Source organism: Rhizobium sp. Root483D2, from assembly GCF_001426685.1.
In the GTDB taxonomy this organism is placed as follows: Bacteria; Pseudomonadota; Alphaproteobacteria; order Rhizobiales; family Rhizobiaceae; genus Pararhizobium; species Pararhizobium qamdonense.
This window is the reverse complement of record NZ_LMFB01000013.1, coordinates 18,478-32,576: the sequence shown is the minus strand read 5'-3', so window position 1 is coordinate 32,576 and position 14,099 is coordinate 18,478. Positions and strand designations below refer to the sequence as shown.

Genomic DNA, 14,099 nt, shown 5'->3' with positions numbered 1-14,099 from the left:
GTAAAGCCACTCCCGGCAAATGGATCGGCTCAAGTGCTCGTGTACAAGAACACCGACAGAGCCCTGTCAACGTGAAATGAAGGTTTGAACATGCAGGTTATCGAAACGCTCGCTGAAGGGCTGAAGCGCGAACTCAAGGTCGTTATCCCGGCCAAGGACATGGAAGCTCGTATGAACGAGCGTCTTGCCGAAACCAAGGACAAGGTCCGCATCAACGGTTTCCGTCCGGGCAAGGTGCCTTTCGCACATCTGAAGAAGATGTACGGCAAGTCGATCATGGCCGAGCTCGTCAATGAACTCGTTCGCGAAAAGCCGACCGAAATCCTGTCCGAGCGCGGCGAAAAGTCTGCGACGCAGCCGGAAATCGCGATGACCGAGAACGAAGCCGAAGCGGACAAGATCCTCAGCGCTGAAGCCGATTTCGAATTCACGCTGGCTTACGAAATCATCCCGGCGATCGAACTCAAGGAGGTCAGCGGCATCAAGGTGACCCGCGAAGTCGTTGATATCGACGAAGCCGAAGTGACCGAGCAGATCCTCAAGATCGCCGAAAATGCCCGCACCTACGAAACCAAGAAGGGCAAGGCCGCCAATGGCGACCGCGTGACCATCGATTACCTCGGCAAGGTCGATGGCGAAGCCTTCGACGGCGGCAAGGACGAAGACGCTGAGCTGGTTCTCGGCTCCAACCGCTTCATCCCCGGCTTCGAAGAGCAGCTGGTCGGCCTGAAGGCTGGCGACGAGAAGGTCATCAATGTAACGTTCCCGGCTGAATATCCGGCTGCGAACCTTGCTGGCAAGGAAGCCACCTTCGACATCACCGTCAAGGATGTTGCTGCCGCTGCCGACGTTGAAATCAACGACGAGCTCGCCACCAAGCTCGGCCTGGAATCGGCCGACAAGCTGAAGGAAGTCGTTCGCGGCCAGATCGAAAGCCAGTACGGCTCGATGACGCGCCAGAAGGTCAAACGTCAGATCCTCGACCAGCTGGACGAACTCTACCAGTTCGATACGCCGCAGCGCCTCGTCGATGCCGAATTCGACAACATCTGGCGCCAGATCAACACCGACCTCGAGCAGGCCGGCAAGACCTTCGCCGATGAAGACACGACGGAAGAAGAAGCCCGCAGCGAATACCGCAAGCTGGCTGAACGCCGCGTCCGCCTCGGCCTGGTTCTCTCCGAAATCGGCGAAAAGGCCGGCGTTGAGGTAACCGACGAAGAAATGCAGCGGTCGCTGTTTGAACAGCTGCGCCAGTTCCCGGGCCAGGAAAAGCAGATCATTGACTATTTCCAGAAGACCCCGGGTGCCGCCGCCTCGCTGCGCGCCCCGATCTTCGAAGAAAAGGTCGTCGATCACCTGCTCTCCGAAGTTAATGTCACCGACAAGACCGTCAGCAAGGAAGAACTGCTGGCTGACGACGAGGACGACGCTTCGGACGTGAAGAAGGCTCCGAAGAAGAAGGCTGCCAAGGCTGAAGCTGCGGAAGGCGAAGAAGCCGCCCCGAAGAAGAAGGCTCCGGCCAAGAAGAAGGCCGCTGACGACAGCGCCGAATAATCCTGCGCCTCAAAAGCATGATTTTGGAAAGCCGTCCCGCAAGGGGCGGCTTTTTCCGTTTGCGAGTGGGCAAAAGACCATTCCGATATCGATCGCTTTGCGGCTGCGGGCGTTTGGCGCGTCGCAATCGTGTCAGGGGTGGATTTCAGCGATAGGGAATGAAACGGGATCGGTCAGGCGGGCTTGTTGAGCCCCTGCCGCCGGAAGATGAAGGCAGCAGCGGCCGCCTTCATCTGATCTGGATATTCACAAAGGCAATGCCGGCAATCGGTTAAATCTTCGGGGCGATCTCGCCCATCCGGTTGCCGGCATCCAGGCCTGCAATCTTGTAGGCTTCGGCAAGCGTCGGGTAATTGAAGGTGTTTTCGACGAAATATTCGACCGTGCCCTTCAGGTTCAAGACCGCCTGGCCGATATGGACAAGCTCGGTCGCGCCTTCGCCGACAATGTGCACGCCAAGCAGGCGGCGGGTCTTCAGCGAGAAAATCAGCTTCAAAAGCCCGGAATCGAGCCCCATGATATGGCCCCGCGATGTCTCGCGAAACCGGGCAATGCCGCATTCATAGGGGATACCGCGTTCCTTGACCTCTTCCTCTGTCAGGCCGCAGGTGGAGATTTCCGGAACGGCGTAAATGCCGTAGGGGAAGAATTTTGGCGGTTCCTTGGCGATCGCCCCGACGGCGACGCGCGCTGCGATGCGGCCCTGTTCCATCGAGGTGGAGGCAAGGCTCGGGAAGCCGACGACGTCGCCTGCGGCATAGATGTTGGGAACCGAGGTCTGGAACGTCTCCGGATTGACGCTGAGGCGGCCGCGATTGTCGGCTTGCAGGCCGGCAGCCTCCAGATTGAGCGAATCGGTGGCGCCCATGCGCCCGGCAGCAAACAGCACCATTTCGCACAGGATGACGCGGCCGCTATCGAGCTTGATCGAGCATTTGCCGTCCGGCGTCCGCTCCACTTTTTCGGCCTTCTGCCCAAGATGCAGCTTCATGTTGCGGTCGCGCAGCTGATAGGTGAAATCCTCGACGATCTCCTTGTCGATGAAATCGAGCATCGTGGATTTTGGATCGATCAGCGTGACCTGCGTGTCCAGCGCACTGAAGATGGTCGCATATTCGATGCCGATGACACCGGCGCCGATCACGGCCATGGAGCGTGGCAGCTCCTGGATTTCCAGCAATTCGTCGCTATCGAGAACGGTCTTACCGTCGAAGGGAATATAATCCGGCCGGAACGGTTTCGTGCCGACGGCCAGCAGGATGCTGGTCGCGGACACCTGGATGATCTCGCCATCTTCCTTCAGGATCTGCATCGTCCGTGGATCGATGAAGCTCGCCTTGCCGCGAATATGCTGGACGCGGTTGCGGGCGAACTGGTGTTCCAGCACCTCGACCTCGTGATCAAGGGTGATGAGCAGGCGCCGGCGCAGGTCCTCCGCGCTGATCTCTTCCTTCACCCGGTAGGCGCGGCCATAAAAACCGCGCTCGCGCCAGCCGGTGAGGTTGAGTGCCGTCTCGCGCAGGGTTTTCGATGGGATCGTGCCGGTATGCACCGAGACGCCGCCGACACGCTTTCCCTGCTCGATGACAAGAACCTTCTTGCTCAGCTTGGCGGCCTGGATGGCGGCCCTGCGCCCAGCAGGTCCACTGCCGACAACCACGAGATCATACTGGTTCATGACGCGTTTCCGATGATGGAGGAGAATCATTGTGCGTTGCGGCAAATGTCGCCCGCAAGCGTCTATATCGTCAATCTTACAGTTTAATAAAGCCTTTGGAACAGGCCCGGGCGTGGCGATGCTTATTTTACCAAAAGGGATTATATTGAGCCGAAGCAATGTGCTGGTTGGCTAAGGAGAACGCTTTCCGCACAATGCCGATTGACCGGCACAGTCCGGCATGCGTGATGGGAGGGTACCATGGCTTTGCAGGAAGCAGAAGACAGGCTCGGCAGCGATAAAGCTGCATCGCCCGATGCCAGCGGCTCCGGTGCCGGTGCATCCGGTACGGACCATGCGCCGCCCAACAAACCGCGCAGCCGCCCCGGCGTCATCGCGGCCGCCGTCTACGAACATGGCCAGCGCATCCTCGATATCGAGATCAAGGACGCGCATACCTGGAAAGGACGCGACAAGGCCGTGGTCTGGATCGGCCTGCATGAGCCGGATGAGGCGCTGCTGCGCGAGGTTCAGGCGGAGTTCGGCCTGCATGAACTGGCGATCGAAGATGCCGGCCATGCCCACCAGCGCCCGAAGCTGGAAATCTACGGGGACGCCATCTTCGTGGTGGCGCGTACGGCCCATATGATGGGCGAGGAGATCGTCTTTGGGGAAACCCATCTGTTCGTCGGGCGCGGCTATGTGGTCTCGGTGCGCCATGGGCCCTCGACCTCCTACAATCTGGTCAGGCAGCGCTGCGAGGCGTCTCCTGCCGCCCTGGCGCATGGCGAGAACTACATCCTCTATTCCATCCTCGATTTCATCGTCGACAACTACATGCCCGTCGTGGAAGGCATCCATGCCGAAGTCGAAGAACTGGAAGAAAGGGTTCTGCGCGACCGGCTGAACAAGAAGGATATCGAGCGGCTTTATTTCCTGCGCCGCAGCCTGCTGCGCTTGCGCAATGCGGTCGTGCCTCTGGTCGATGTCTGCCGCCGCCACGAGCATCTCGATCTGCCCGGCATGGACGCAACGCTGCACGCACTGTTCCGCGACGTGACAGACCATGTCCGCCGCGTGCAGGAGGATATCGATACGCTGCGCGAGGTGCTTGCCTTCACCTTCGAGGCCAGCTTGATGATTGGGCAATCCGAGCAAACGGAAATTTCGCGCAAGCTCGCATCCTGGGCGGCAATCCTCGCGGTTCCGACAGCGATTGCCGGGATTTACGGGATGAATTTCGATGACATGCCGGAACTGAAGTTCAAATACGGCTACTTTGTCGTCCTTGCCCTGATCTTCGTCGTCTGCAGCATGCTCTACCGGATGTTCCGGCGGGCGAAGTGGCTCTGAAGCAGGCTGCGATCAGATCAGGCGCAGCCCTTTCAGGCTGGCATGGCCATCCTTGCCGATGATGATGTGATCATGGACGGTGATCCCCAGCGGTTTGGCGGTATCGACGATCATCTTCGTCATCTCGATATCGGCCCTCGAGGGGGTCGGATCACCGGACGGATGATTGTGGACGAGAATAAGGGCGGTCGCCGACAGTTCCAAAGCGCGCTTGACCACTTCGCGTGGATAGACCGGCGTATGATCGACGGTCCCGGTCTGCTGCACTTCGTCGGCGATCAGCGCATTGCGCTTGTCGAGGAAGAGAATGCGGAATTGCTCGCGGGTCTCGTGCGCCATGGCGGCATGGCAATATTCGATCACCGACGACCAGGAGGCGAGAACCTGCTTGCCCTTGAGATCGCTTTTAAGCGTCCGGTGCGCCACGGTCGAAATCAGCTTCAGATCGAACGCCACCGCTTCGCCGATGCCCTTCACTTCCTGCAGCAAAGCCGGGGAAGCGCCGAAAACGCCGGCTAAGGTTCCAAAGCGCTCCAGCAGCGCCTTGGCGATGGGCTTGGTGTCGCGGCGCGGGATCAGCCGGAAGAGCAGGAGTTCGAGGATCTCGTAATCGGCCAGCGCCGTGTCGCCGTGGTCCTTGTAGCGCGTGCGCAGCCGGTCGCGATGGCCGTGATAGTGCGCGTCGTCCTGCGGCGCTGCAGGCAGCGTCAGCGCCGGGCGCTTGGATTGCTGTTCGGCGAAAAAGCCCCTCTCATCAGGCGGTTGCGAATGGTCACCGTCGAAAGAGAAGGGGGGCTTGCTCATGGAAAACCCTATGCTGGCAGGCCTGGACGGTCGAGCCCGCCCGGCGACAGGGTGAAAATCTCGCAGCCGGTGGCGGTCACGCCCACGGCATGCTCGTATTGCGCCGACAGGGACCGGTCGCGGGTGACCGCCGTCCAGCCATCGGCCAGAACCTTCACATGCGGGCGGCCGAGATTGATCATCGGCTCGATGGTGAAGATCATGCCTTCGCGCATTTCCGGCCCTTCGTTGGCCCGGCCGTAATGCAGGATGTTGGGCGCATCGTGAAACAGCCGGCCGACGCCATGGCCGCAGAAATCGCGCACCACCGAACAGCGCTCGGCTTCGGCAAAGGTCTGGATGGCTTCGCCGATCGCGCCGGTGCGGGCGCCGGGCTTGACGGCGGCGATGCCGCGCATCAGGCATTCATGGGTGACCTCGAGAAGCCGCTGGGCGGCCCGCTTGATTTCGCCGACCGGATACATCCGGCTGGAATCACCGTGCCAGCCGTCGATAATATAGGTGACGTCAATATTGACGACATCGCCTTCGCGCAGCGGCTTTTCATTGGGAATGCCGTGGCAGACCACATGGTTGATCGAGGTGCAGGACGACTTGGTATAGCCGCGGTAATTCAGCGTGGCGGGCAGGGCGCCGTGATCCATGCCGAAATCGAACACGAACCGGTCGATCTCGTCGGTCGTCACGCCCGGCTTGACGCGGCTCGCCAGTTCGTCGAGGCAGAGCGCGGTGATCTGGCAGGCGCGCTTGATCCCGGCAAAATCCTGCGGCGTATAGAGGCGGATGACGCCGGTATTCTTGTAGGGCGCTGACGCCGCCTCGATATAGGTGACCATTACAATACTTTCAGTTGTCTTTCCCTGATGTCATAGATCAGCACAGGCGGGTTCGTCTATCGGGATCAGCCCGTCTGGCGTAATTTGCTGCGGCCAAACCCGGCATTTGACGGCGAAGGCCTCAACCCCGCGCTGCATGGCCCGGCGGAACGCCGTTGCATAAACCGGGTCGAGATCGCAGCATATCCTGAACCTTGTGCAGTCGTCGCGCTGGATCAGATAGATCATGATGCCGCGATGGCCGGCCTCGACCATATCGCCGAGTTCTTCCAGATGCTTTGCACCGCGCGCGGTCGGGCTGTCTGGAAATTCGGCAAGCCCCCGAGAGCGGCTGAAATGCACGTTCTTGACCTCGACATAGGCGCGGCCGCGCTCCGGGTCGCTTAAAAGCATGTCTATGCGGGAATTGCGGCCATATTTCTGCTCCCGCTGGATGGTCACGTAAAGCTGGAGGTCGCCGACCTGTCCGGCCCGGATGGCTTCCTCAGCCAGCCTGTTGGGAAGGCCGGTATTGATGCCGATGACGGTGCCACCGACTTCGACCATTTCAAACATATGCTGATATTTACGTGTCGGACTGTCGTGCTCGGACAGCCAGATGCGCGAGCCGGGCGTCGTCAGCCCACGCATCGAGCCGGTATTCGGACAGGAGCCGGTGATGGCGCGCCCATCTTCAAGCACGGCATCGAACAGGAAGCGTTTGTAGCGCTGGATCAGGACGGCGGGCACCAATGGCCTGTCGAAGAACATGGAGTATCCGTATCCCGGTCAGGCGCGTGCGCGGACATAGGAGCCCGGCGCTTCTTCCAGGGAGTTGAGCTTTCCGCCCGTCTTTCGTGCCGGCACGCGTTCGCCGTCCAGCGTCTCGATCCAGGCCTGCCAGTGCGGCCACCAGGAACCCGGCGTTTCCTTGGCCGTTTCCACCCAGTTTTCGAAGTCGCCGATAGCCGGTCCGCCGGTCCAGAACTGGTATTTTCCCTTGTCCGGCGGATTGACAACCCCGGCAATATGCCCTGAGCCCGACATGACATAGGTGACATCACCGCCAAAGAACTGGCTGCCGACGAAGACGGATTTCGCAGGCGCGATGTGATCTTCCTTGGTGGCCAGATTGTAGATCGGGATTTTCACGTCACCGAGCGAGATCGTCTTGCCGGCCAGCACCATGGCCCCGCGGGTCAGGTTGTTCTGCAGATAGCAGTTGCGCAGATAGAAGGAGTGGTTGGCCGCAGGCATCCGGGTCGAATCGGAATTCCAGTAGAGCAGGTCGAAGGCCGAGGGTTCCTGTCCCTTCAGGTAGTTGTTGACGAAATAGGGCCAGATCAGGTCCGACGCCCGCAGCATGTTGAAGGCCATGGCCATCTTCGAGCCGTCGAGATAGCCGGTTTCCTTCATCCGCTCTTCCATCTGGGCGATCTGCTCCTCGTCGGCAAAGACCTTGAGGTCACCGGCATGGGTGAAATCGACCTGTGTGGTGAAGAGGGTGGCCGAGCGGATGCGCGTGTCGCCTTCCTGCGCATGCAGCGCAAGCGTTGCGGCAAGCAGGGTGCCGCCAACACAGTACCCGATCGCATTCACATCCTCTTCGCCGGTCGCCTGGCGGATGGTGTCGAGTGCAAAGCCGATGCCCTCGCGCGCATAGGATTCCCAATCCTTGCCGGCATGGCGCTCGTCCGGATTGACCCAGGAGATAACGAAGACGGTATGGCCCTGGTCAACAGCCCATTTGATGAAGGATTTCTGCGGGTTGAGATCCAGCACATAGAATTTGTTGATCCATGGCGGGCAGATCAGCAGCGGCCGCTTCAGAACCGTTTCGGTCGAGGCATCATATTGCAGCACCTGGCAGACATCGCTCTGGGCAATCACCTTGCCCGGCGTGATGGCGATGTTTTCGCCAACCGCGAATTTGCTGACATCGGTCTGGCGCAGTTTCAGGTCACCCTTGCCGGCGGCGATATCCTCGGCCAGCATCTGCATGCCCTTGACGAGGTTGGCGCCGCTGGAGGCGACCGTTTCGCGATAGAGCTGCGGATTGGTCGTGACGAAATTGGCCGGCGACAGGGCGCTGGAAATCTGCCGCACATAGAAGGCGGCCTTGTGCTTGGTGTGGTCGTCGAGCCCCTCGGCATCGCGCACCATCCGGTCGGCCCAGTTGGACGTGATGAAATAGGCCTGGCGCAGGAAATCGAAGAACGGGTTGGCGACCCAGTCCGCATCGGAAAACCGCTTGTCGTTGCGCGGCACGCCGTCGGGATCGCCGACCGTCTCGCCACCCATTTTCTGCAGCGTGCGCGTCCACATCATAAAGAAGCTGCCCATCAGGTGGGTCTGGGCTTCGAGCGTGCGTCTCGGATCAGACAGCCAGTATTCGGAAACCTTGGAAAGGGTCTTGACCATATCGACCATCGGGTCGGCGACCATGTCGGTCTTTTCGCCGCTTTCGCGGGGGGCAAGCCAGGCAGACGCGGCCTTGCCGAGTTGCTCGACGGAGCGGGCAAGGTTGATCGTAAAGGCTTCCGGGTCCCTGACGATGTAGGGTTCGACGGATTTCGGGTCAAAACCGGGAAAGCCATCCGTGCTGTTGCCGGTCTGGCCCTCGGCCTTCCTGTCTTCTGCCACCCAGTTTCCTCCACAGATGTTTGTTTGTTTTGTCTTTTTACATTCTGCCTTAAAATGATTACAAGTGCCAGCGCATGTTGGACTCGGGGCACGTTGCTCGTCTGCCGGTTTCGGTCGTAGTTTCAACCAAAGGCCGGGCAGGGGCGAGATGACGAAGTCGGGGAAAACAGTGATGACGCGGATGGTGACGGCCTTAAGGATGGCAGCCGGTATGGCAGGTTTGACGCTTGCGCTTGCCGCCTGCACGTCGGCAAAAGTCGAGGAGCAGCCGTCGATCTATTCGGTCACCATGGCCAAGCCTATTCCTGCCGATGTCTATCCGGTCATCGAAGGCAAATTGCCGGCGGCAACGACGCAGATGAGCAATGAGGCGGCCGCCAGCCAGTCGGCGCGATTGACCGCTTTGGGCGCTGCACGATCGTCCGGGAAAATCTCCGAGGCGGAATATCAGCGCCGCATGAAGGAGCTGCAGTTGCTGGCCACGAACCACGGCAGCGATACGCTGAAAGAGATACAGAAATAGCGCTTGCGTTTCAGGTGATTTGGACGCAAATCGTTTCATGGCCGCGTGGGCCTGATTGCACCGCGCGCGTCTCCTTGCACGCATGAATCCTGCACGGGGACGGCGCAAGACGAGGTTTAGAGATGGAAGAGTTTCACAAAGTCCGGCGTCTGCCGCCTTACGTTTTCGAACAGGTCAACCGTTTGAAAGCCAGCGCGCGAGCGGGTGGAGCTGATATCATCGATCTCGGCATGGGCAATCCGGATCTTCCGACGCCGCAATCTGTGGTCGATAAATTGTGCGAGGTCGTGCAGGACCCGCGCACCCACCGCTATTCGTCCTCCAAGGGCATTCCGGGCCTTCGCCGCGCGCAGGCTGCCTATTATGCCCGCCGTTTCGGCGTCAAGCTGAACCCGGATACCCAGGTTGTTGCGACGCTCGGCTCCAAGGAAGGCTTTGCCAACATGGCGCAGGCGATCACCGCGCCTGGCGACGTGATCCTGTGCCCGAACCCGACCTACCCGATCCATGCTTTCGGCTTCCTGATGACCGGCGGCGTCATCCGCTCGATCTCGGTCGAGCCGGACGATACGTTCTTTCCGCCGTTGGAGCGGGCGATCCGCCATTCGATCCCCAAGCCGATCGCGCTGGTGATCAACTATCCGTCAAACCCGACGGCGCATGTGGCAACGCTGGATTTCTACAAGGAAGTCGTTGCGTTTGCGAAGAAGCACGACATCGTCATCCTGTCGGATCTGGCCTATTCGGAAATCTATTTCGACGGCGTTCTGCCGCCGTCCGTTCTGGAAGTTCCAGGCGCGATGGACAACACGGTCGAGTTCACCTCGATGTCGAAGACATTCTCCATGCCCGGCTGGCGCATGGGCTTTGCCGTCGGCAACGAGCGCCTGATCGCTGCGCTGACACGGGTAAAGTCCTATCTCGATTACGGCGCCTTCACGCCGATCCAGGTGGCCGCAACCCATGCGCTGAACGGCGATGGCTCGGATATCGCGGAAGTGCGCAATATCTACAAGCGCCGCCGCGACGTGCTGGTCGAAAGCTTCGGCAAGGCCGGGTGGGATGTGCCGCCACCGGCCGCGACAATGTTTGCCTGGGCGAAGATCCCGGAAAAATTCCGTCATCTCGGTTCGCTGGAATTCTCCAAGCTTCTGGTCGAAAAGGCCGATATCGCGGTTGCGCCCGGCATCGGCTTCGGCGAGCAGGGCGACGACTATATCCGCATCGCGCTGGTTGAAAACGAGCACCGGATTCGCCAGGCCGCCCGCAGCCTCAAGAAGTTTCTGTCGACAGCCGATGATACGTTGCACAACGTCATCTCGCTGAACGCTCACCGCTGAGGCACCGGCCTATCCGGTCCCCTCAAAATCTGCTCCGCCGTCTCAGGCGGAGCGCTCTCTGTAGGTTATGTTAGGAATTGTGTATGGCAGATGCCCTTAAAATCGGCATTGCGGGCTTGGGAACTGTTGGTGCCTCGCTCGTGCGTATTCTCCAGGAGCGCCACGAGGCGCTGGCGACGACATGCGGCCGGGCCATCGAAATTACTGCCGTCACGGCACGCGACAGGAACCGTGATCGCGGCGTCGATATTTCCACCATCGACTGGCATGCAGATGCGCTTTCGCTGGCAAGCACCGCCGATATTGACGTTTTCGTCGAATTGATGGGCGGTGCCGGTGAGCCGGCGCTGTCGGCCGTCAAGGCGGCCTTGTCGCGCGGCGTGCATCTGATCACCGCCAACAAGGCGCTGCTCGCTGCCCACGGCATCGAACTGGCCGGTCTGGCCGAATCCCATGGCGCGCTGTTGAACTACGAAGCGGCCGTTGCCGGTGGCATTCCGGTGATCAAGGCGCTGCGGGAATCGCTGACGGGCAACACGATTTCGCGCGTCTACGGCATCATGAACGGCACCTGCAACTACATCCTGACCAAAATGGAAAAGGAAGGCCTGTCGTTTGAGGACTGCCTGAAGGAAGCGCAGCGCCTCGGTTACGCCGAAGCAGATCCAGCTTTTGACATCGAAGGCAACGACACCGCCCACAAACTGTCCATCCTCACCAGCCTTGCCTTCGGTACGGCCATCGCCGCCGATGACATTTATCTGGAAGGCATCACCAATATCTCGATCGACGATATCCACGCCGCAGCCGATCTCGGTTACCGCATCAAGCTGCTCGGCGTCGCCCAACGCACCGAGAGCGGTATCGAGCAGCGCGTGCACCCGACCATGGTGCCGCTCGATTCGGTGATCGCGCAGGTTGACGGCGTGACCAATGCGGTGGCGATCGAATCCGATATTCTCGGCGAATTGCTGATGGTCGGGCCAGGTGCTGGCGGCAACGCCACGGCATCCGCAGTTCTCGGCGACATCGCCGATCTCGCAAAGAGCCGTCCCGGCGCCCAGCACGTACCGGCTTTCGGACGCCCCGTCACGGCGCTCTTGCCCTACAAGCAGGCGCAGATCCAGAGCCATGAGGGCGGATATTTCATTCGCCTCAAGGTTCTCGACAAGACCGGCGTCTTTGCAAGCATTGCAACCCGCATGGCGGAAAACCGGATTTCGCTGGAATCGATCGTCCAGCATTCAAAACAGCCCGTCGATACCGATGGCCCGCAGACGATCATTCTCGTCACCCATGCCACGACCGAGGATTCGGTCCGCAAGGCCGTGGCGTCCATCAAGGGCGAAGGCTATCTCGTCGGCGAACCGCAGGTGATCCGCATCGAGCGGCCGAAAGCCGCCTGATCCGATCGTGTCGTGAATTATCGTGCGGCCCCATCCGGCTTCTCTCCGGATGGGGCCGTTTTCGTTGCGGTTTGCGCAGGATGCAAAAGCCGCGTACGAACGGTCAAAAGTCATGGGTGTACGATGAGTGATGTGCCAGATCCCGTCCAGCGGGCGTTTCTCAATGTCGAGCGGTCTGCCAGCGGACAGCGCTGGGTGTCGCGGCTGGATCAGGCCGGGCAGAACCGCGCGCTGGCCATCAGCCAGGTCCATGGTTTCTCCGACCTGATTGCCCGCGTTCTGGCCGGGCGCGGCGTGACGATGGACGATGCGGTCGCTTTCCTTGATCCCACCATCCGCTCGCTGATGCCCGACCCCGATACGTTGACCGATTGCGGCAAGGCCGCCGCCCGCATCGTCGCTGCCGTCAAGGCTGGCGAAAAGGTCGCGATCTTCGGTGATTACGATGTCGATGGGGCCGCATCCTCGGCTCTCATGTTCCGGTTCCTGCGCCATTTCGGTGTGGACGCGGAAGTCTATATTCCCGATCGCATTTTTGAAGGGTACGGCCCCAACCCGGCGGCGATCAATCAGCTCATCGACAATGGCGCCAAGCTGATCGTCACCGTCGATTGCGGCTCCACCAGCCACGAATCGCTTGCCACGGCCGCCGCGCGCAGCATCGATGTGGTCGTGATCGATCACCATCAGGTCGGGGCGGAACTGCCGCAATGCGTGGCACTGGTCAATCCGAACCGCGAGGACGATCTGTCGGGGCAGGGGCATCTCTGCGCCGCCGGCGTCGTCTTCCTCGTTCTGGTCAATGCCGTGCGCCTGCTGCGCGAAGCAGGTGACAAGCGCGTCGCCTCCTTCGATTTGCTCGCCCTGCTGGATATCGTGGCACTGGCGACCGTCTGTGACGTGGTGCCGCTCAAGGGCCTGAACAGGGCCTATGTGGTGAAGGGACTGGTCGCCGCGCGGCATATGCAAAATCCCGGATTGTCGGCGCTGTTTCGCAAGGCCGGGCTCGGCGGTCCGGTTACGCCCTATCATTTCGGCTTCCTGATCGGCCCGAGAATCAACGCGGGCGGACGGATTGGCGATGCCGCACTTGGTAGTCGTCTGCTTACGCTTGAGGACGAAGGCGCCGCCGAAGAGATCGCTGCAAAGCTCGACGAACTCAACCGTGAACGCCAGGTCATGGAGGTTGCCATGCTGGCCGAGGCGGAAGCCGAAGCGCTGGCGGAATACGGCACTGGCGAGACCGCCTCGATCATCGTCACTGCGCGCGAAAACTGGCATCCCGGCATTGTCGGCCTTCTCGCTGCGCGCCTGAAGGAAAAGTTCCGCCGTCCGGCCTTTGCGATCTCATTCGATGCCAATGGCAAGGGCACGGGATCCGGCCGCTCGATCAGCGGATTCGATATCGGCAAGATCGTTCGTGCCGCCGTTGATAGCGGTCTCCTGGTCAAGGGCGGTGGTCATGCCATGGCGGCAGGTTTGACGGTTGAGCGCGCCAACCTTGGAAAACTGCGGAATTTCTTCGATGAAAAGGCGCAAAACACCGTCAAGGATCTGGTTTCATCCGAAACGCTGAAGATCGACGGCGCGCTGGGGGCCGCCGGTGCCAATCTGGCGCTGATCGACCAGCTGGAGCAGGCCGGACCCTATGGGGCAGGGCACCCGCAGCCCATCTTTGCACTCCCGGCCCATCGCTTGCGCGATTCCCGCCAGGTTGGCGCCAACCACGTCAAGGTGACGCTGGAGGGCCAGGATGGCTCGCGGATCGAAGGCATTGCCTTTCGCGCGCTGGAGACGCCGCTTGGCGATTTGCTGCTGTCGGAACGGGGAACATCCCTGCATGTGGCGGCATCGATTTCCGCCGACCTGTGGCAGGGAACACGGCGCGTGCAACTACGGGTGATCGACGCGGCCAAGGCGTTATGAGCGGCCGCAAAAGACAGTTGGCAGCCGCAAAATGCAGTTTCCAGAGGGGACATCAATGTGGGAAATTTGAGAACC

11 protein-coding genes are annotated in these 14,099 nt (G+C 60.5%); 6 read left to right on the top strand and 5 right to left on the bottom strand.

Annotation, left to right across the window (positions count from 1 at the left end):
• The first annotated feature begins 90 nt into the window (after positions 1-90).
• Entirely contained in the window at positions 91-1,557 is a 1,467-nt protein-coding gene (gene tig / locus ASD32_RS11695) for a trigger factor (protein WP_060638225.1), read from the top strand.
• A gap of 271 nt (positions 1,558-1,828) precedes the next feature.
• On the opposite strand, the gene sthA is transcribed toward tig, so the two are convergent.
• On the bottom strand, positions 1,829-3,235 hold the full coding sequence (gene sthA / locus ASD32_RS11690) for a Si-specific NAD(P)(+) transhydrogenase (protein ID WP_060638224.1): 1,407 nt from the start codon (positions 3,233-3,235) through the stop codon (positions 1,829-1,831).
• 240 nt (positions 3,236-3,475) lie between these two features.
• Between sthA and ASD32_RS11685 the strand changes: the two genes are divergently transcribed.
• Positions 3,476-4,567: a magnesium and cobalt transport protein CorA gene (locus ASD32_RS11685; protein ID WP_060638223.1), complete on the top strand. Its 1,092-nt coding sequence runs from the start codon at positions 3,476-3,478 to the stop codon at positions 4,565-4,567.
• 12 nt (positions 4,568-4,579) lie between these two features.
• Here the strand turns inward: ASD32_RS11685 and radC are convergent, their stop codons facing one another.
• The 4 genes from radC to phaC are packed head-to-tail and all read right to left on the bottom strand — an operon-like array spanning position 4,580 to position 8,829.
• The gene (gene radC / locus ASD32_RS11680) at positions 4,580-5,371 is read right to left on the bottom strand and encodes a DNA repair protein RadC (RefSeq protein ID WP_060638222.1); all 792 of its coding nucleotides are present in this window, start codon (positions 5,369-5,371) and stop codon (positions 4,580-4,582) included.
• Between the two features lie 8 nt (positions 5,372-5,379).
• Positions 5,380-6,207 (bottom strand): type I methionyl aminopeptidase, encoded by an 828-nt coding sequence (gene map, locus ASD32_RS11675; RefSeq protein WP_060638221.1) that lies wholly within the window; start codon positions 6,205-6,207, stop codon positions 5,380-5,382.
• A 30-nt stretch (positions 6,208-6,237) separates the two neighbouring features.
• Positions 6,238-6,957: a DNA/RNA nuclease SfsA gene (sfsA, locus tag ASD32_RS11670; RefSeq protein WP_060638220.1), complete on the bottom strand. Its 720-nt coding sequence runs from the start codon at positions 6,955-6,957 to the stop codon at positions 6,238-6,240.
• An 18-nt stretch (positions 6,958-6,975) separates the two neighbouring features.
• Positions 6,976-8,829 (bottom strand): poly(3-hydroxyalkanoate) polymerase subunit PhaC, encoded by a 1,854-nt coding sequence (gene phaC, locus ASD32_RS11665; protein ID WP_060638219.1) that lies wholly within the window; start codon positions 8,827-8,829, stop codon positions 6,976-6,978.
• A gap of 211 nt (positions 8,830-9,040) precedes the next feature.
• On the opposite strand from phaC, the gene ASD32_RS11660 reads away from it, so the two are divergent.
• From ASD32_RS11660 to recJ, 4 genes are all read left to right on the top strand, one after another.
• Positions 9,041-9,352, top strand: coding sequence for a hypothetical protein (locus ASD32_RS11660; RefSeq protein WP_156383149.1), 312 nt, complete (start codon positions 9,041-9,043; stop codon positions 9,350-9,352).
• 122 nt (positions 9,353-9,474) lie between these two features.
• The gene (locus ASD32_RS11655; RefSeq protein WP_037101088.1) at positions 9,475-10,692 is read left to right on the top strand and encodes an LL-diaminopimelate aminotransferase; all 1,218 of its coding nucleotides are present in this window, start codon (positions 9,475-9,477) and stop codon (positions 10,690-10,692) included.
• Positions 10,693-10,775: 83 nt separating this feature from the next.
• Positions 10,776-12,098 (top strand): homoserine dehydrogenase, encoded by a 1,323-nt coding sequence (locus tag ASD32_RS11650; RefSeq protein WP_060638217.1) that lies wholly within the window; start codon positions 10,776-10,778, stop codon positions 12,096-12,098.
• 123 nt (positions 12,099-12,221) lie between these two features.
• Complete coding sequence (gene recJ, locus ASD32_RS11645) at positions 12,222-14,024, top strand: single-stranded-DNA-specific exonuclease RecJ (protein ID WP_060638216.1); 1,803 nt, start codon at positions 12,222-12,224, stop codon at positions 14,022-14,024.
• The last annotated feature ends 75 nt before the right edge of the window (positions 14,025-14,099 follow it).